The sequence below is a fragment of the Pseudomonas sp. CM27 genome (assembly GCF_013179515.1).
GTDB lineage: Bacteria > Pseudomonadota > Gammaproteobacteria > Pseudomonadales > Pseudomonadaceae > Aquipseudomonas.
This window is the reverse complement of sequence record NZ_JABMCN010000110.1, coordinates 1-18212: the sequence shown is the minus strand read 5'-3', so window position 1 is coordinate 18212 and position 18212 is coordinate 1. Positions and strand designations below refer to the sequence as shown.

The window sequence follows — 18212 nt, the reverse complement described above, 5'->3', positions numbered from 1 at the left end:
GCCATTGTCGGCGAGGACAAGGTTGAAGGCGTGAAAGTGGTCGAGACCCGTCTGGGTGAGCCGGATGCCCGTGGCCGCCGCAGCCCCGAGCCGATCCCGGGTTCCGAGGAAATCCTGCCGGCCGATGCCGTGGTGATCGCCTTCGGCTTCCGCCCGAGCCCGGCACCGTGGTTCGAGCAGCATGGTATCCAGATGGACAGCCAGGGCCGAGTGGTGGCGCCGGAGCAGGGCAAGTTCAAGCACCAGACCAGCAACCCGAAAGTGTTTGCCGGTGGCGACATGGTGCGCGGTTCGGACCTGGTTGTGACGGCGATCTTCGAAGGGCGTACCGCTGCCGAAGGGATCCTGGACTACCTCGAAGTCTGATGCTGCCTGCACTGGCCTCATCGCCGGCAAGCCAGCTCCCACAAGAGCTGCGGCTACCCTGTAGGAGCTGGCTTGCCGGCGATAGGGCCATCGGTATCGTGCATCATTAAGTTTTTGTATACAAAATCTATTGATCCACGACATACCTATAAAGAAAAGGCACGGCAAACAGCCGTGCCTTTTCTTTGTGCGTCTGAGAAAATGCCCGCACTATTTTTCCGGATGCCGACATGACTGCCCTGAAGAACGATCGTTTCCTGCGTGCACTGCTCAAGCAACCCGTAGACGTCACCCCCGTGTGGATGATGCGCCAGGCCGGCCGCTACCTGCCGGAGTACCGCGCCAGCCGCGCCAAGGCCGGCGACTTCATGAGCCTGTGCATGAACCCGCAATTCGCCTGCGAGGTGACCATGCAGCCGCTGGACCGCTACCCGCTGGACGCGGCGATCCTGTTCTCGGACATCCTCACCATCCCTGACGCCATGGGCCTGGGCCTGTACTTCGAAACCGGCGAAGGCCCGCGTTTCAGGAAGGTCATCAGCACCCCGGCCGATATCGAAGCGCTGCAGGTCCCCGACCCGCAGAAAGACCTTGGCTACGTCATGGACGCGGTCAGCACCATCCGCCGCGAGCTCAATGGCCGCGTGCCGCTGATCGGTTTCTCCGGCAGCCCGTGGACCCTGGCCACCTACATGGTCGAAGGCGGCTCGTCGAAGGACTTCCGCAAGACCAAGGCGATGGCGTACGACAACCCGCAGGCCCTGCACCTGTTGCTGGACAAGCTGGCCCAGTCGGTTACCAGCTACCTCAACGGCCAGATCCTGGCCGGCGCCCAGGCCGTGCAGATCTTCGACACCTGGGGCGGCAACCTGTCGGCGGCGGCCTATCAGGAATTCTCGCTGGCCTACATGCGCAAGATCGTCAGCGGCCTGATCCGCGAGCACGAAGGGCGCAAGGTGCCGGTAATTCTGTTCACCAAGAATGGCGGCCTGTGGCTGGAAAGCATCGCCGACGCCGGTGCCGACGCGCTGGGCCTGGACTGGACCTGCGAAATCGGCGACGCCCGCCGCCGTGTGGGTGACAAAGTGGCACTGCAAGGCAACATGGACCCGACCGTGCTGTACGCCAAACCCGAGGCCATTCGCCAGGAAGTGGCGCGCATCCTGGCCAGCTATGGCCACGGCACCGGCCACGTGTTCAACCTGGGCCACGGCATCACCCCGGAAGTCGACCCGGAGCATGCCGGCGTGTTCATCAACGCCGTGCACGAGCTGTCGGCGCAGTACCATCAATGAACTGATGGCTGAACACCGAAGCCCGGCCCTGTGCCGGGCTTTTTATTGCATTAAGTTTCAATTCAGCGATCGTCGTTAATCTGGGGCCATCGAAACCGAAACAGGACCCGATCCTCATGAAAGCTCGCTACCTTGCCTTGATCCTCGCCCCTCTGTTCAGCACTGCAGCATTGGCTGCGGCTTACACCGGCCCAGGTGCACAGTCGGTGACCACCGTTGCTGCCGCCAACGACGCCGCAGATGACACGCCGGTGGTGCTGCAGGGTTATGTGACCAAGAAGATCAACAACGATGACAAGTACGAGTTCAAGGACAACACCGGCGTCATCACCGTCGAAATCGACGATGAAGACCTCCCGGCTACTCCGTTCAACGACAAGACCAAGGTCAAGCTGACCGGTGAGGTGGAGAAGCACCTGATGAGCCGGGAAGTGGATGTGGATATCGTCGAGATCATCAACTGATCCGATGGCCCTATCGCCGGCAAGCCAGCTCCCACAACTACTTCACAGGCCATGAGCCTTGGGGCACCTGTGGGAGCTGGCATGCCGGCGATGGGCTGCAAGGCAGCCCCATTCTCAGGCTGTTTTGGGCGGTAACTTGCTCAGGTGCAGCGCCACCAGCAACGCCACCGCCAGCAAGCTGCCAATGAACAACCCGATCCCGTTCCACCCCCACTGGTGCCAGAACACCCCGCCCGCCGTACCCGCCACACTCGACCCTGCGTAATAGCTGAACAGGTACAGCGACGAAGCCTGCCCCTTGGCCTTCAACGCTCGCCGCCCAATCCAGCTGCTGGCCACCGAATGCGCGCCAAAGAAGCCGAAGGTAAATACCAGCATGCCCACGATCACCATCGCCAGCGGGCTGGCCAGGGTCATCAGCAGGCCTGCGGCCATCACGACGATACTGGCCCAGAACACCTTGCGTCGGCCCAGTCTGTCAGCCAGCGCGCCGACTTGCGCCGAGCTGTAGATGCCCGACAAGTACACTATCGACAGCAAACCGACCAGCGCCTGGTTCATGTGGTAGGGCTCCGCCAGCAGGCGGTAGCCGATGTAGTTGAACAGAGTGACGAATGCGCCCATCAGCAGGAAGGCCTCAAGGAACAGCCAAGGCAGCCCGGCATCCTTGAAATGCACGACAAAACCGTCCAGCAGGCTGCGCGGGTGCAGTGCCTGTGGGCGGAAGTTGCGGGACTCGGGCAGCACCTTCCAGAACACCAGCGCCGCCATCAGGGCCAGGCCGCCGATGGTCAGCATCGCCGTGTGCCAGCTGACGAAGTCGATCAGCACGCCGGTGATAAGCCGCCCGCTCATGCCGCCGATGGCGTTGCCGCCGATGTACAGGCCCATGGCCAGGCCGATGTGCTGCGGGTGGATTTCTTCGCTCAGGTAAGTCATCGCCACTGCCGCCAGGCCGCTCAGCGACAGGCCCACCAGCGCGCGGGTGGCCAGCACCAGCTCCCAGCTTGGCATCACCGCGCTGGCCAAGGTGGAGAGGGCGGCGCAGACCAGGGCAAACACCATTACCGGCTTGCGCCCGATGCGGTCGGAGATGGGCCCGGTGATCAACAATCCGAACGCCAGCATGCCCGTGGACACCGACAGCACAAGGCTGCTCTGCGCCGCATTGATGGCAAATTCCCGAGAGAGCAGCGGCATCATCGGCTGTACGCAGTACAGCAGGGCGAAGGTGGCGAAGCCGCCGCTGAACAGCGCCAGCACGGTTTTCATGAAGGCGGGGGTGCCTTTTTCGATCCACATTTCGTTCAGGGGAGTGGGCTCTGGCTCGGCGGGAAGGGGGGCTACAGCAGTTTTCACGGGCGGGTACCTCTGGCGCAATGAAAAAAGCATATAGCTGGCTAATGATTAGATCCAATATATTGTTCGACCTATTTAAGACGTTTTTCGACCTGTTCGGAGCCGATCATGGAACTGCGCCATTTGCGTTACTTCATCGCTGTGGCTGAAGAGCTGCACTTCGGACGCGCCGCCCAGCAGCTGGGTATCTCACAGCCACCCCTCAGCCAGCAGATCCAGGCACTGGAGCAGGAACTGGGCGCACGGCTTTTCGAGCGTACCAATCGTCGGGTCGAGTTGAGCGAGGCCGGGCGGCTGTTTCTGGAGGAGGCTCGGCAAGTACTGGCGCAGGTCGAGAAAGCGGCGGATGTAGCCCGTCGTGCGCAGTTGGGCGAGCTAGGCGAGATGAAGATAGGTTTTACTTCCTCGGCACCGTTCACCTCGAAGATTCCCAAGGCCATTCATGCCTTTCGCCAGCGCTTCCCCGCTGTGCACCTGAACCTCAAGGAGATGAGCAGCCGCGACGTTGCCGCAGGGGTGTTCGACGAGTCCATCGAGGTGGGCTGATGCGGCCGATGCCGCTGCCGGCAGGCTTGCTGGCCACGGAGCTGTTCCGTGAGCCGCTGGTGGCGGTGATCAACGCTTCGCACCCGCTTGCCGAAGGCACTGAACATGGCCTGCACATGGCGGCGCTGGCCGATGAGCCGTTCGTGTTCTTCCCTCGCAGTTATGGCAGCGGCCTGCATGCGCAGTTGCTGAGCCTGGCGCGGCAGGCCGGCTTCAGCCCGCATTTTGCCCAGGAAGCTGGAGAGGCCATGACCATCATCGGCTTGGTGTCGGCGGGGCTTGGGGTTTCGGTGCTGCCGGCGTCGTTCCAGCGCATGCGCATTGAAGGCGTGGTGTACCGCACCTTGCTGGATGAAGGGGCGATGTCTGCGGTGTGGCTGGTGCAGCGTGAGCACGCAGGCTCGGCGATGGCCAAGGCATTTGCCGAGCTGCTTACCGGGCAGGCGGTCGGCCAGGGCTGACGCAGGCCAAATGGCACTGGCCATTGCCGCGGCCTCGCCACATACTCGGGCATTCGTCGAAACACGGAGGTCAATCATGCGGCGCGTGGTGTTCAATCAGAAAGGTGGCGTGGGCAAGTCGAGCATCGCCTGCAACCTGGCGGCGGTCAGTGCCAATGAAGGCTACCGGACACTGTTGATCGACCTGGATGCCCAGGCCAACTCGACCCAGTACCTGACCGGCCTCACCGGCGAGGATATCCCCATGGGGATTGCCGACTTCTTCAAGCAGAGCCTGTCCAGCGGGCCGTTCAGCAAGAAGAACAAGGTCGACATCTACGAAACCCCGTTCGACAACCTGCACGTGGTCACCGCCACGGCAGAGCTGGCCGACCTGCAGCCCAAGCTTGAGGCAAAACACAAGATCAACAAGCTGCGCAAGCTGCTCGACGAGCTGGACGAGGACTACGAGCGCATCTACATCGATACCCCGCCGGCGCTGAATTTCTACGCAGTTTCTGCGTTGATCGCAGCTGATCGTGTGCTGATCCCTTTCGACTGCGACAGTTTCTCGCGGCAGGCCCTTTACGGGTTGCTGGCCGAGATCGAAGACCTCAAGGAGGACCACAACGAAGCACTGGTGGTCGAAGGCATCGTGGTCAACCAGTTCCAGTCCCGCGCCAGCCTGCCCCAGCAGATGCTCGACGAGCTGCTGGCCGAGGGCATGCCGGTACTACCGGTGTACCTCAGCAGTTCGGTGAAAATGCGCGAATCGCATCATGCCAGCCTGCCGCTGATTCACCTCGAGCCGCGGCACAAGCTGACCCAGCAGTTTGTCGAGTTGCATTCGCTGCTCGAAGAGAACGCCTAGACCCCTTGGCTGCGCAACCACGCCAGCAACGACTGGAGTGGAAACGCTCCGGCCTGGCGGCTCACTTCGCGACCGTTCTTGAACAGCAGCAGGCTGGGGATCGAGCGTATGCCCAGTTGTCCCGCCAGGTTGCGGTTTGCTTCGCTGTCGAGCTTAGCCAGGCGGCAGCGACCCGCCAGCTGCCGCGCAGCTTGTTCGAAGGTGGGGGCGAAGGATTTGCAGGGGCCGCACCAGTCGGCCCAGACGTCGACCAGCAGCGGCAGGTCGCCTTTGATCTGGCTGGCGTAGCTGGCCTCGGTCAGCTCGAAGGGCTGGGCCAGCAGCACATCCTGCTTGCACCGGCCGCATTTCGGGGCGTCGCTCAAACGTTCGGCGGGCAGGCGGTTCAGGCCGTTGCAGTGCGGGCAGGGGATTACCAGTGGGTCGGACATGTCTTCTCCTCGAGGTTTTTGGGGCCGCTGCGCAGCCCTTTCGCGACACAAGGCCGCTCCTACAAGGATTCGCGGCGTTCTGTAGGAGCGGCCTTGTGTCGCGAAAGGGTCGCGCAGCGGCCCCAGGATTTATGAAGAGCAGCTGATTTCCAGGTGCTTGCCCCACTCCGGCGGTCGCTCGGCGTAGGCCTGCATCCCCGGCTGCTCTTCAAACGGTTTGCTCAACACCTGATGCAGCCGCCGCACTTCGCTGTAATCCCCCGCCTCAGCCGCTTCGATGGCTTTCTGCGCCAGGTAGTTGCGCAGCACGTACAGCGGGTTTACTGCGTGCATCCGTTCACGCCGCCCCTCGGCATTGCCCGCTTCGCGCTCGCAGCGGGCCAGGTAGTCGGCGCCCCAGGCATCGAAAGCTGCCAGGTCGATGAAGTCGTCACGCACCACCTTCAGCGCTTCGGCCGCCGGTTGTTCGCCCAGCTTGCGGAAGAACAGGCTGTAGTCCACGCCCCCACGCTGCATGCACTGCAGCAAGCGTTCGACCAGCGCCATGTCGTCGTCCTCGGCCGTGGTCAGGCCAAGGCGCCGGCGCATCAGGTCCAGGTAATGAGCCTGGTACAGCGGCAAGAACAACCCCAGCGCTTCCTTCAGTGGCTCCACCTCGATCACCGTGGTCAGCGCCTGGGCCAGCGCGCTGAGGTTCCAGTGGGCAATCGGCACCTGGTTGGCATAGCTGTAGCGGCCACGGTCGTCGGAGTGGTTGCAGATGAAATTGGCGTCGAAGTCGTCGAGGAAAGCGTAAGGGCCGAAATCGAAGGTAATGCCGAGGATCGACATGTTGTCCGTATTCATCACCCCGTGGCAGAACCCATAGGCCTGCCAGCGGGCGATCAGCTCGGCGTTGCGCTCGACGATGGTGCGGAACATGGCCAGGTATGGCTGCTCGGCACCGCGGCATTCGGGGTAGTGATGCTCCAGCACGTGATCGATCAGCAGCCGTTGCTGTTCAGGCTGCTTGGTGTAATAGAAGTATTCGAAGTGGCCAAAGCGCACATGGCTCTGCGCCAGGCGCGTGAGCATGGCGGCACTTTCGCGGGCTTCGCGCCACACCGCCGTGCTGGAGCCGATCACGCACAGTGCCCGGCTGGTGGCGATACCAAGGGCGTGCAGGGCTTCGGAACCGAGGAATTCGCGAATGGATGAGCGCAGCACGGCGCGGCCGTCGCCCATGCGCGAATACGGCGTCTGCCCGGCGCCCTTGAGGTGCAGGTCCCAGTGTTGGCCCTGGTCGTTCAGCACTTCGGCCAGCAGCAGGCCACGGCCATCGCCCAGGCGCGGGTTGTAGGAGCCGAACTGATGGCCGGAATACACCATTGCGCGTGGGTCGGCCTGTTCCCACAGCTTGTGGCCGCTGAACAGCTCGGCGAACACCGGCAGTTCGGCCTGGGCGGGGTCGAGGTCAAGCAGGGCCATGGCCGACTCGCTCGCAACCACCAGGCGCGGGTCCGCGATGGGTTCGGGCAGGACCTGGGTGGAGAACGCGTCGCCCAGGCGGGCGAAGCGGTTGTCGAAGGTGAGTTGGTCGAGGGCTTTCACGTGCTGCTCCTGGAGATCGATGCCTAGGGGGCCGCTTTGCGGCCCATCGCCGGCAAGCCAGCTCCCACAGAGAATACACAGGGGGTCGGTGTGGGAGCTGGCTTGCCGGCGATCGAGAGCGAAGCCCTCGCAGGCATTTTGGGCGTTCATGCCCTATGGAGTCCACTCACACAGGTTGAGTGCCATCCGGTTTCGGCTGTTCCATGGGAATCAGCTGCTGCTTGCCACCTTTCGGGTCCATCAGGAACACCTCCACCTGGCGCACCGAGATCTTGATGTCGTGCGCCTTGAACTCACGGCTGATATAGCGGTTGAGTTCGTCCAGGGTCGGGTTGCGGTCGCCCAGGTCACGCACATGCATGCGCAGCTCATGGTCCAGCGAGCTCTCGCCGAAATTGAGGAAGTACACGATCGGCTCCGGGTCCTTGAGCACCCGTGGGTTCTCATGCGCGCCCTTGAGCAGCAGGTCGCGCACCAGGTCGAGGTCGGAGCCGTAGTCGATGCCCAGCTTCAGCGTCACCCGGGTGACCGTGTCGGTCAGCGACCAGTTGATCAGCTGGCCGGTGATGAAGGTCTTGTTGGGGACGATGATGTCCTTGCGGTCGAAGTCGGTGATGGTGGTGGCGCGAATGCGGATCTTGCTCACCGTGCCGGACAGGTTGCCGATGGTGATGGTGTCGCCAATGCGCACCGGGCGCTCGAACAGGATCATGATGCCGGAGATGAAGTTGGCGAAGATTTCCTGCATGCCGAAGCCCAGGCCTACCGACAGTGCGGCCACTAGCCATTGCAGCTTGTCCCAGCTCACCCCGAGGGTCGACAGGGTACTGACGATACCGATGCCGACGATGGTGTACGACAACAGCGTGGTGGTGGCGTAGGCGCTGCCCTGGGCAAGGTTCAGTCGCGACAGCACCAGTACCTCCAGCAGGCCCGGCAAGTTGCCGGCCAGGGCAAAGGTGATGCCGACGATGACCAGCGCGCCCAGCAGGTCGCCGAGGCTGATCGGCACCATGCTGGCGGCGGCGCCGGTACCGCTGGTGTATTCGTACAGGACGAAGTTGTTGAGGTAGGCGAACACCGAGATCAGGTCGGACCACACCCAGTACAGCCCGGCGATGAAGCCGCCGAGCAGGGCCAGGCGGATCAGGCGCAGCGACTGTTGGTTGACCTGCTCGATGTCCAGGGTCGGCTCTTCGGTGATGACTTCGCCGTCCAGCCCTTCCTTGGCAGCTGCGCGCTTGCTCAGGGCGCGCTGATAGGCCAGGCGCCGCGCCGCCACAGAGAGGCCGCGCACGAATGCGGCTTCGATCACCAGCCAGAACATCAGCAGGTACAGGGTGTAGATCAGGCGGTCGGTAAGCTTCAGCGCGGTGTAGTAGTAGCCGAAGCACACCGCCACGAACAGGGCGATGGGCAACGCGGTGAACGCCACCCCTACAGCCCTGCGGAACAGCGAAGCATCACGGTGCGCCGGGCTGCTGAGCAACAGCCGGCTCAGCAGCCAGGCCATCAGTGCATAGCAGGTCAGCACCACGCCGATGCCCAGTACGTCGTCGGCCAGCGCCGAAGGCTGGTGCTCGGCCACCGCCACCACACCGACCAGGGCCAGCACCACGGTGCCCAGGCGGCGCACCCAGCCGCGCAGGAACTCGACCTGCGGCTTGTGCCAGCGGAAGTGGATTTCTGCCACGCCGCCGGGGGCGAGGATGCGGTAGGCGGTATAGAACACCAGCCAGGCCTGGGCCAGCTGCCAGAGTGCGGCGCCCAGGTTGGCGTTCTGCCCGCGGGCGTCGATCTGCAGGGCGTAGCTGCACAGGGCCAGGCCCAGGCTGACCGGCATCGCCAGCAGGATGTTGATGAGGATGGCCTGAGGTGTATGCCACTGGCTGTCGCGGCGGAAGTGGCCGATATCCTGGTGCACCTTGCTCAGGCGCTGATACAGGTACTTGCGCCGCCACAGCAGGCCGCCGATAACCAGCAGCAACGGCAGGAACAGCAACGGCCGCTGGCTCAGGCCATCGGCCAGCTCCTTGATACCCGAGCCCCACGGCAGGTCGGCCACCTGCTTGGCGAAGCGCTCCGGCACGTATTTCAACCAGTCCCAGTCCAGCGGCTTGTTGCTGGGGATCCAGAACATCTGTTCATCGAGCGTGGTACGCAGGCCCTGCGCCGTACCCAGCAGCTGCTTCTGGTTAAGCTGCAGGGTGATCGATTCATTGAGCAGCGCCGACAGTTCGCGGTTCAACCGTTCGAGCAGGTCGCTGCGGGTGATGGCGACTTCCAGCAGCGCCTTGCGCAGTGCCGGGGTGACATCTTCCTGGGGCTGGTTGGCCAGCAGCTTGTCGACGTAGGTGACCGGGCTGCTCATCTGTTCGCGCTGCTGGTTGATCTCGAACTGGTACAGGCGGATATCGGCGATCTGGTCGGCCAGGTCGCGATCGACTTTCAGGTGCGGCAGGGTCTGCTTCTGCTTGTAGAGGATCTTGGACAGCAGCAGGCTGCCCTTGAGCACGTTGATCTGCTCGTCCAGCGCCTGGTCCGCCTGGGTCAGGCTGTCCAGCTGCTGTTTGGTATGCAGGTTCTGCTGGGTCAGTTCGTTGAGGCGGTCGGTGCTTTTGAGCAGGTAGTCGGAAAGCTTGAGGTTGGCCGCGCTTTCGCTGGCCAGCAGGCTGCTGCCACCGGCTTTCTGGGCCTCGATCGACTGCTGGGTAACCGCTTCCTGCGACTGGGCCAGGCGCTTGTCGTTGATCAGGGTCTGCAGGTCCTGAATCTCCTGCTCCAGGCGCGCGGCGCGCTCGATCAGCAGGTCGTGCCGGGCGTTGCCGAGGTCTTGCAGCAGGCTGTTGCCGGCCAGCTCCTGACGGCGCAGCAGGGTCAGTGCGTTGAGCGAGGCCAGTTCGGCATTGAGCTGGTTGCGCTGGTCGGCATTGATGGATTTGCCGCCGTCCTTGCCGGCTTTGAGGATGTTGTTGATCTGCTGGGTGCGGGTCTGGCTGCTGCTGATCTCGGCTTGCGCGCGCTCGGGGCGGGTTTGCGAGTTGATGATCAGGCTGTTGGCTTCGGACAGCGCTTTTTGCAGCTCACCCTGCAGGGTGTTGCGCTCGCTGAGCAGCTGCTCGAGCTGCGGCACGGTAAGGTTGGCGTAGCGCTGGGTAACGGGCTGCGGCTTGCTTTCCTTGAGCTTGGCGAGCTCTTTCTGGCTGTCGCTGGTTTCCTTGGGGGCACCTGCAAGTTGCTGCTTCAGTGCAGCCAGTTTTTTCTCGTTGTCCTCCTTGCTGGCCAGCAGGCTCAATGTTTGTTCGAGCACCTGCTGCAGCGCCTTCTGGTCGGCTTCGGGCAGCTTGCGATCGGCGATCTTGTCGAGGCTGTGCTGGATGCTGGCGGTGGTCGGGGCTTCAGCCGCAGTGGCGGCAAAGGAAAGAGACAGGCACAGCCCGAGCAGGGCTGTGCGGAGGTACACGCGCAGGGACATAGGCAGGCTACTTGTGGATCCGGCAGAAACGAAGTTTAGAGGAACAATCCTGGTCCGGGTCGCGTTCCTTCGGGGAATCTGACGCCTACTTTCTGGATCTTGTTCCCGTCCATGGTCGCCACGGTCCAGATCGTGCCATGCCAATCGACCTGGTCACCTACTACTGGAGCGCCTCCGACCTTCTGTCGGATGAACTGCGCCAGCGGCATTTTCGCGTCCAGGCCGTCGAGTTTCAGGCCGTACAACGCTGCCACCGCACCCAGTTCGGCATCGCCTTCGAGCACGAAATCGCCGAAGAAACGCAGGTCCAGGCCACGCTGTGGCGCCTGGCTGAACAGTTTGCCCAGGGCTGGCAGGTTGTGCTCGTGGCCGATCACGCAGAGCATGTCGCCCACTTCCAGCACGGTACTGCCCGAAGGGTGCAACAGTTGCTCGCCACGAAACAGCGCGGCGATGCGCGTGCCTTCGGGCATCTTCAGTTCGCGCAGGGCGGCGCCGATGCACCACTTTTCCGCGCCCAGGCGGTAGACGAACATTTCCCATTCGCTGGTGATGTGCACTTCCAGCGCGGAACGGGAGATCGGCGCCGGGTCTGGCGGTACCGTCACTTTCAACAGCTTGGCCATCCACGGCAGGCTGGTGCCCTGCACCAACAGCGACACCAGCACGATGAAGAAGGCCAGGTTGAAGAACAGCTGGGCGTCCGGCAGGCCGGCCATCAACGGGAACACCGCGAGGATGATCGGTACTGCGCCGCGCAGGCCAACCCAGGAAATGAAGCCTTTCTCACGGCCGTGGAAGGCCTTGAATGGCAGCAGCGCGGCGACCACCGACAGCGGCCGGGCGACCAGGATCATCCACAGGGCCAGGCCAAGCGCCGGCAGGGCGATGGGCAGCAGGTCGTGGGGCGTGACCAGCAGGCCCAGCACCAGGAACATGCCGATCTGGGCCAGCCAGGCCATGCCGTCGAGCATGTGCAAAATCCCGTGGCGGCTGCGGATCGGCTTGTTGCCCAGCACCAGGCCGCACAGGTACACGGCAAGGAAGCCGCTGCCGTGCAGGGCGTTGGTCAGCGAGAACACCACCAGGCCGCCGGCCACCACCAGAATGGGGTAAAGGCCGCCTGCCAGGTTGATGCGGTTGACCATTTGCAGCATCAACCAGCCACCCCCCAGGCCCAGCAGGCCACCGATACCGAACTCGCGCAGCAGGTGGCCCAGCAGGCCCCAGTGCAAGCCGGTCTGGCCGCTGGCGATCATGTCGATCAGGGTCACGGTAAGGAACACTGCCATCGGGTCGTTGCTGCCCGACTCGATCTCCAGGGTGGCAGTGACCCGCTCGTTCAGGCCCTTGCCGCCGAGCAGCGAAAACACAGCTGCGGCGTCGGTAGAGCCGACGATGGCGCCGATCAGCAGGCCCTGGATCAGGCTCAGGTTGAACAGCCAGGCCGCGACCAGGCCGGTGAGGGCCGTGGTGATCATCACGCCGACAGTGGCCAGCGACAGTGCCGGCCACAGCGCTACGCGAAAACTTGCCACCCGTGTGCGCAGGCCGCCGTCCAGCAGGATCACCGCCAGCGCCAGGTTGCCTACCAGGTAGGCGGTCGGGTAGTTGTTGAAGATGATGCCGCCACCGTCCACGCCGGCGACCATGCCGACCGCGAGGATGATGACCAGGATAGGGATGCCCAGGCGCGACGACAGCGAACTGACCAGGATACTTGCGCCCACCAGCAATGCGCCGATCAGGAACAGGCTGTTGATGGTGCTTGCATCCAAAGGCAGGTACTCCGGGACAACGGGGAAAGGAACTCGATAGCATCTCGCTAGCAGGTCGCGTGCCAATCGATTCTAACCTGATGAATTGGCAGCATGTAAAGCGTTTCTGCAGATGTGCAAAAGGCACCGCGGAGGGTGCCTTTTGATGTGTCGCCTATGCGGGCCCTTTCGCGGGTGAACCCGCTCCCACAGGGTGGTGCTACTCATGTGGGAGCGGGTTCACCCGCGAAAGGGCCGGTGCAGGATCACGCCTGCTTCACTTCTCGCATCGGCTTGCCCTTCACCGGCGCGCCCTCAGCCTTGTAGTACTTGGCAGTGCTGCGCGGCAGCGGCTTGCGGTTGCGGATCTTGTCCGAGATTTTCTCGGCGATCATGATCGTGGTGGCGTTGAGGTTACCGGTGATGATGATCGGCATGATCGACGCATCGACCACACGCAGGCCCTTCATGCCGTGCACACGGCCTTCGCCATCGACCACCGCCATGTCGTCGGTGCCCATCTTGCACGAGCAGGACGGGTGGAACGCGGTTTCGGCGTGCTCGCGGATGAACTTGTCGAGCTGCTCATCGGTTTGCACATCCGGGCCCGGGCTGATCTCGCGGCCGCGGTACGGGTCCAGCGCCGGCTGGGCCATGATTTCACGGGTCAGGCGGATGCCGTCACGGAATTCCTGCCAGTCCTGCTCGGTAGCCATGTAGTTGAACAGGATGCTCGGGTGCTGGCGCGGGTCCTTCGACTTGGCCTGGATACGGCCGCGGCTTGGCGAACGCATCGAGCCCATGTGCGCCTGGAAGCCGTGCTCCTTGACGCCGTTGGAGCCGTTGTAATTGATCGCGACCGGCAGGAAATGGTACTGGATGTTCGGCCATTCGAATTCAGGCCGGGTGCGGATGAAACCACCGGCCTCGAACTGGTTGCTGGCGCCGATGCCGGTACCTTTGAACATCCACTCGGCACCGATGGCCGGCTGGTTCCACCACAGCAGCGACGGGTACAGCGACACCGGCTGGGTGCAGGCGTACTGCAGGTACAGCTCAAGGTGGTCCTGCAGGTTTTCGCCGACGCCCGGCAGGTCGTGGACCACGGGGATGTCGAGGCTTTCCAGCAGGGCGCGCGGGCCGACACCGGAGCGCTGCAGCAGCTGCGGCGACGCGATGGCGCCGGAGCTGACGATCACTTCCTTGCGGGCGCGGGCTTCAACACGTTCTTCGCTGTCGCCGACCAGGTAGGTCACGCCAATGGCGCGCTTGCCGTCGAACAGAACGCGGTCGCTGAGGGCGTGGGTGACGATGGTCAGGTTAGGGCGCTTCTTGGCCTGGTCCAGGTAGCCGCGGGCGGTGCTGGAACGGCGGCCGTTCTTGGTCACCGAACGGTCCATCGGGCCGAAACCTTCCTGCTGATAGCCGTTGAGGTCTTCGGTGCGCGGGTAACCGGCCTGTACACCGGCCTCGACCATGGCGTGGAACAGCGGGTTGTTGCCAGCTTTTGGCGTGGCGACGCTGACCGGGCCTTCGCCACCGTGGTACTCGTTCGGGCCGATATCGCGCGTTTCAGCTTTTCGGAAATAGGGCAGGCAGTCGAGGTAGGTCCAGTCCTCGAGACCTGGCAGTTCTGCCCAGCCGTCGAAGTCCATGGCGTTGCCGCGGATGTAGCACATGCCGTTGATCAGCGATGAACCACCCAGGCCCTTGCCGCGGCCACATTCCATGCGGCGGCCGTCCATGTACGGCTCCGGGTCGGTCTCGTAGGCCCAGTTGTAGCGGCGCCCCTGCAGCGGGAAGGCCAGGGCGGCCGGCATCTGGGTGCGGAAATCGAAACGGTAGTCGGGGCCACCGGCTTCCAGCAACAGCACGGTGACGCCGGCGTCTTCGGTCAGGCGGGTTGCCAGGGTGTTACCGGCCGAGCCGGCACCGACGATGATGTAATCGAATTCTTGGGACATGAAAGTACCCTCGTGTTGGCGGTGATCAGGGAGCGGAAACGCCCGTGCACAGCGGCACGGGCGTGGCTAGACAAGGTTTAGAAAACCGAGTTGTAGCCGCCCAGCTCGACCTGGACCGACTTGATGCGAGTGTATTGAGCCAGCGAGCTGACGCCGTTCTCACGGCCGACGCCCGACTGCTTGTAGCCACCTACCGGCATTTCCGCCGGCGATTCACCCCAGGCGTTGATCCAGCAGATGCCGGCTTCCAGCTTGTGGATGATGCGGTGGGCGCGGGTGATGTCGTTGGTGCAGACACCGGCGGCCAGGCCGTACTCGGTATCGTTGGCGCGACGGATCACTTCTTCTTCGGTTTCGTAGGAGAGAATGCTCATCACCGGGCCGAAGATCTCTTCCTTGACGATGGTCATGTCGTCGGTGCAGTCGGTGAACACGGTCGGCGCGACGAAGGCGCCCTTGGCGAACTCACCTTCGGTCAGACGCTCGCCGCCGCACAGCACGCGGGCACCTTCTTCTTTACCCTTGGCGATGTAGCCCAGCACGCTTTCCATGTGCTGGAAGCTGACCAGCGGGCCGAAGTTGGTGTTCTCGTCTTCCGGGTTGCCGACACGGATGCGGGCAACGCGCTCGGCGATCTTGGCCTCGAAGGCTGCCTTCATTTCAGCCGGGATGAACACGCGGGTGCCGTTGGTGCACACCTGGCCCGAGCTGTAGAAGTTGGCCATCATGGCGATGTCGGCGGCCTTGTCCAGGTCGGCGTCGGCGCAGATGATCAGTGGCGACTTGCCGCCCAGTTCCATGGTGACTTCCTTGAGCGACGAGCTCGAGGCGCTGGCCATGACCTTCTTGCCGGTGGTGGTGCCGCCGGTGAAGGAAACCTTTTCGATGCGCGGGTGCTCGGTCAGCAAGGTGCCGACTTCACGGCCGCTGCCGGTGAGAACGTTGAACACGCCGTTCGGCAGGCCGGCTTCGGTGTAGATCTCGGCCAGTTTCAGGGTAGTCAGCGAGGTGACTTCCGACGGCTTGAAGATCATTGCGTTGCCGGCGGCCAGGGCCGGGGCGGATTTCCACAGGGCGATCTGGATCGGGTAGTTCCAGGCACCGATACCGGCAGTCACGCCCAGCGGCTCGCGGCGGGTGTAGACAAAGGACGATTCGCGCAGCGGGATCTGCTCGCCTTCGATGGCCGGTACCAGGCCAGCGTAGTACTCCAGCACGTCGGCGCCGGTGACGATGTCGACGTAGCGGGTTTCCGAGTACGACTTGCCGGTGTCCAGGGTTTCCAGCATGGCCAGTTCGTCGTTGCGCTCGCGCAGGATGTCGACGGCGCGGCGCAGGATGCGCGAACGCTGCATGGCGGTCATCGCAGCCCAGACCTTCTGGCCACGTTCGGCGCTTTCGACGGCTTTCTCGACGTCAGCCTCGGTGGCACGTTGCACGTGGGCGAGGACTTCGCCGGTCGCCGGGTTGATGGCTTCGAAGGTGGCATCGCTGCCAGCGTCGACGTAAGCGCCATCAATGTAGAGTTTTTGCGTTCCGAAACGGGCCATAGTGTCCTCGCAAGTGCAGTGTGTGGTTTGGCTTGCGCGTCACGCTCCTGCCGAGTTGGCAAGGGCCGTGCGTGCTTGATCAGCAGCCTGGTCATGGGTGCCCAGGGTGTGCTGTTTAGCCAGTTGTAGATCCATGTATTCGTAAGCAATCCGTATCGCCTGGTCGGTGTCGAATGCATCACCCGACAGGGCACCACGCAGCCACAGGCCATCAATGAGAGCCGCCAGGCCGCGGGCAGCCTTGCGCGCATGGTAAAGCGGCAGGGCGCGGCGGAACTGGCAGCACAGGTTGGAATACAAGCGGTGGTCGTTGATCCGCTGCAACCTGTGCAAATCGGGCTGGTGCATGCTGGAAGCCCAGAAGGCCAACCAGGTTTTCATCGCCGGGCCGTTCACCTGGCTGGCATCGAAGTTGCCCTCGATGATCACTTTCAGGTGGGCACGCGGGCTGTCGTCCGTCAGGGCCAGGCGGCGTGCCCGCACCCCTTCGTTGAGCATGCTCATGATGTAACCCATCGTCGCTGCGATCAGGCCGTTCTTGTCCCGAAAGTAGTGACTGATGATGCCGTTCGACACACCGGCCAAACGGGCAATCAGCGCAATGCTGGCGTCCCCCAGTCCGACCTGATCGACCGCCTGCAACGTGGCTTCGATCAACTGCTGGCGGCGGATGGGTTGCATACCGACCTTGGGCATCTTGCTATCTCCTCAGGCCTGCGAGCAGACGACGGGCGGCTGACTCGGCGAAGACCAGTCTATTTTGTTTTGATTGAACGTTCAATCAATAAAGAATAAGCTCTGCGACAATTTGTGCCATTGACACTCTTTCGAGCGGTCATCAGGGCACGGATTGACACCCCAGGAAATCGCGTAACCCCCGGAATACAAGGCGTTGACGGGCATGAGCGATGCGAAATGCAGATTCTGCCGTACGGTCTTGCGCCCTGCGACAGGCCCTTGGAGCGGGCGCGGTGATCTGTGACGAATGCGCGCACCCAAGCGGCGGCGTGGCATTTTTCAACGGGCCACCTGTCTGTTTTTTGCAACGTATCGATTCGGGATCGCGGTTTCCAGGGTGCTTTTATAACACCTGACGCAGTGGGGATATTCCACCAATTGCTCGGGAAAGACTGATTAGCCTCCACAGCCGTACTGCCCGGAGCATTCGTGCAATGAGTTCTGCCTCCCTTACCAAACCCCCCGCCGAGAGGGTACGGGTCAACCGCGTGGTGTTCTTCACCTCGGCGCTGATGATCCTCGTTCTGACTGCCTTGCTGATCGCTGTACCCGAAACCGCCGGCCAGGTGCTGGGCGTGGCCCAGAAGTGGCTGACGCGCACCTTTGGCTGGTACTACATGCTGGTCATCTGCGGCTACCTGGTGTTCGTCGTCTACCTGGCGTTTTCCGACTATGGCAGCCTCAAGCTGGGCGGCAAGGACGACCAGCCCGACTTCAGCTACGGCGCCTGGGCCGGCATGCTTTTCTCTTCGGGTATCGGCATCTCGCTGCTGTACTTTGGCGCCTCCGAGCCGCTGGACCACTATTTCAACCCGCCCGAAGGCACGCCTGCCAGCCTCGAGGCCGCGCGCCAGGGGCTGCAGCTGACCTTCCTGCACTGGGGCCTGCATGGCTGGGCGATCTACGCCCTGGTCGGCCTGGCCGTGGGTTACTTTGCCTACCGCCACAACCAGCCGTTGGCCTTGCGTTCGGCGCTTTACCCGCTGGTGGGGGAGCGTTGGGTCAAGGGCGCCGCCGGCAACGCGGTGGATATCTTCGGCATGTTCGTGACCTTGCTGGGATTGGTGACCAACCTGGGCATCGGCTCGATGCAGGTGTCCTCGGGCCTGGAATACCTGTTCGGCATGGACCACAGCAAGACCAACTTGCTGATGGTGATCCTGGTCATGGCCGGTGTGGCTACCGTGGCTGCGGTCTCGGGTGTGGAAAACGGCATCCGCCGCCTGTCCAACCTGAACATCATGCTATTCAGCGGTTTGCTGATCTTCGTCCTGCTGGGTGGCGAGACCCTGCACCTGCTCAATGGCCTGGTGCAGAACGTGGGGGATTACCTCAACGGCATCGTCCTGAAGACCTTCGACCTGTA

13 protein-coding genes and 1 pseudogene are annotated in these 18212 nt (G+C 63.0%); 6 read left to right on the top strand and 8 right to left on the bottom strand.

Annotation, left to right across the window (positions count from 1 at the left end):
* From HP547_RS15225 to HP547_RS15215, 3 genes are all read left to right on the top strand, one after another.
* Positions 1-366, top strand: a 366-nt coding sequence (locus HP547_RS15225) for an FAD-dependent oxidoreductase (RefSeq protein WP_172286717.1), incomplete at its 5' end; no start/stop codon positions are given.
* A 230-nt stretch (positions 367-596) separates the two neighbouring features.
* Positions 597-1661 carry a uroporphyrinogen decarboxylase gene (gene hemE / locus HP547_RS15220; protein WP_172219758.1) on the top strand — a complete coding sequence of 355 codons (1065 nt, stop codon included), beginning with the start codon at positions 597-599 and terminating at the stop codon, positions 1659-1661.
* Positions 1662-1777: 116 nt separating this feature from the next.
* Positions 1778-2125, top strand: coding sequence for a YgiW/YdeI family stress tolerance OB fold protein (locus tag HP547_RS15215; RefSeq protein WP_172219761.1), 348 nt, complete (start codon positions 1778-1780; stop codon positions 2123-2125).
* Between the two features lie 114 nt (positions 2126-2239).
* Here the strand turns inward: HP547_RS15215 and HP547_RS15210 are convergent, their stop codons facing one another.
* Positions 2240-3427, bottom strand: coding sequence for an MFS transporter (locus tag HP547_RS15210; RefSeq protein WP_256676349.1), 1188 nt, complete (start codon positions 3425-3427; stop codon positions 2240-2242).
* 165 nt (positions 3428-3592) lie between these two features.
* Here HP547_RS15210 and HP547_RS15205 point away from each other — a divergent pair.
* Together HP547_RS15205 and HP547_RS15200 are read left to right on the top strand one after the other, a co-directional pair.
* Positions 3593-4491 (top strand): annotated as a pseudogene (locus tag HP547_RS15205) (LysR substrate-binding domain-containing protein).
* Positions 4492-4567: 76 nt separating this feature from the next.
* Entirely contained in the window at positions 4568-5341 is a 774-nt protein-coding gene (locus HP547_RS15200; RefSeq protein WP_172286715.1) for a ParA family protein, read from the top strand.
* Here HP547_RS15200 and trxC read toward each other — a convergent pair.
* The 7 genes from trxC to betI all read right to left on the bottom strand — a co-directional run bounded on the left by trxC (position 5338) and on the right by betI (position 16804).
* A complete protein-coding gene (trxC, locus tag HP547_RS15195) occupies positions 5338-5772 on the bottom strand; it encodes a thioredoxin TrxC (protein ID WP_172219773.1) in 435 nt (144 codons plus the stop codon). The two genes, HP547_RS15200 and trxC, sit on opposite strands and share 4 nt — an antisense overlap.
* 129 nt (positions 5773-5901) lie before the next feature.
* A complete protein-coding gene (gene selO, locus HP547_RS15190) occupies positions 5902-7362 on the bottom strand; it encodes a protein adenylyltransferase SelO (RefSeq protein WP_172219776.1) in 1461 nt (486 codons plus the stop codon).
* A gap of 166 nt (positions 7363-7528) precedes the next feature.
* Complete coding sequence (gene mscK / locus HP547_RS15185; RefSeq protein WP_172219778.1) at positions 7529-10837, bottom strand: mechanosensitive channel MscK; 3309 nt, start codon at positions 10835-10837, stop codon at positions 7529-7531.
* 35 nt (positions 10838-10872) lie between these two features.
* Positions 10873-12615 carry a potassium/proton antiporter gene (locus HP547_RS15180; protein WP_172219781.1) on the bottom strand — a complete coding sequence of 581 codons (1743 nt, stop codon included), beginning with the start codon at positions 12613-12615 and terminating at the stop codon, positions 10873-10875.
* A 245-nt stretch (positions 12616-12860) separates the two neighbouring features.
* Positions 12861-14558, bottom strand: coding sequence for a choline dehydrogenase (gene betA, locus HP547_RS15175; RefSeq protein WP_172219795.1), 1698 nt, complete (start codon positions 14556-14558; stop codon positions 12861-12863).
* Positions 14559-14635: 77 nt separating this feature from the next.
* Positions 14636-16108 (bottom strand): betaine-aldehyde dehydrogenase, encoded by a 1473-nt coding sequence (gene betB / locus HP547_RS15170; protein WP_172219798.1) that lies wholly within the window; start codon positions 16106-16108, stop codon positions 14636-14638.
* 39 nt (positions 16109-16147) lie between these two features.
* Positions 16148-16804: a transcriptional regulator BetI gene (gene betI / locus HP547_RS15165; protein ID WP_172219801.1), complete on the bottom strand. Its 657-nt coding sequence runs from the start codon at positions 16802-16804 to the stop codon at positions 16148-16150.
* A gap of 533 nt (positions 16805-17337) precedes the next feature.
* On the opposite strand from betI, the gene HP547_RS15160 reads away from it, so the two are divergent.
* The coding region (locus HP547_RS15160) for a BCCT family transporter (protein WP_172286718.1) at positions 17338-18212 on the top strand (875 nt) is incomplete at its 3' end.

Bases quoted from the DNA above. Each gene is read 5' to 3' on its own strand.
- hemE (WP_172219758.1), top strand. From the start codon at position 597: ATGACTGCCCTGAAGAACGATCGTTTCCTGCGTGCACTGCTCAAGCAA.
- HP547_RS15215 (WP_172219761.1), top strand. From the start codon at position 1,778: ATGAAAGCTCGCTACCTTGCCTTGATCCTCGCCCCTCTGTTCAGCACT.
- HP547_RS15210 (WP_256676349.1), bottom strand. From the start codon at position 3,427: ATGTGGATCGAAAAAGGCACCCCCGCCTTCATGAAAACCGTGCTGGCG.
- HP547_RS15200 (WP_172286715.1), top strand. From the start codon at position 4,568: ATGCGGCGCGTGGTGTTCAATCAGAAAGGTGGCGTGGGCAAGTCGAGC.
- trxC (WP_172219773.1), bottom strand. From the start codon at position 5,772: ATGTCCGACCCACTGGTAATCCCCTGCCCGCACTGCAACGGCCTGAAC.
- mscK (WP_172219778.1), bottom strand. From the start codon at position 10,837: ATGTCCCTGCGCGTGTACCTCCGCACAGCCCTGCTCGGGCTGTGCCTG.
- betA (WP_172219795.1), bottom strand. From the start codon at position 14,558: ATGTCCCAAGAATTCGATTACATCATCGTCGGTGCCGGCTCGGCCGGT.
- betB (WP_172219798.1), bottom strand. From the start codon at position 16,108: ATGGCCCGTTTCGGAACGCAAAAACTCTACATTGATGGCGCTTACGTC.
- betI (WP_172219801.1), bottom strand. From the start codon at position 16,804: ATGCCCAAGGTCGGTATGCAACCCATCCGCCGCCAGCAGTTGATCGAA.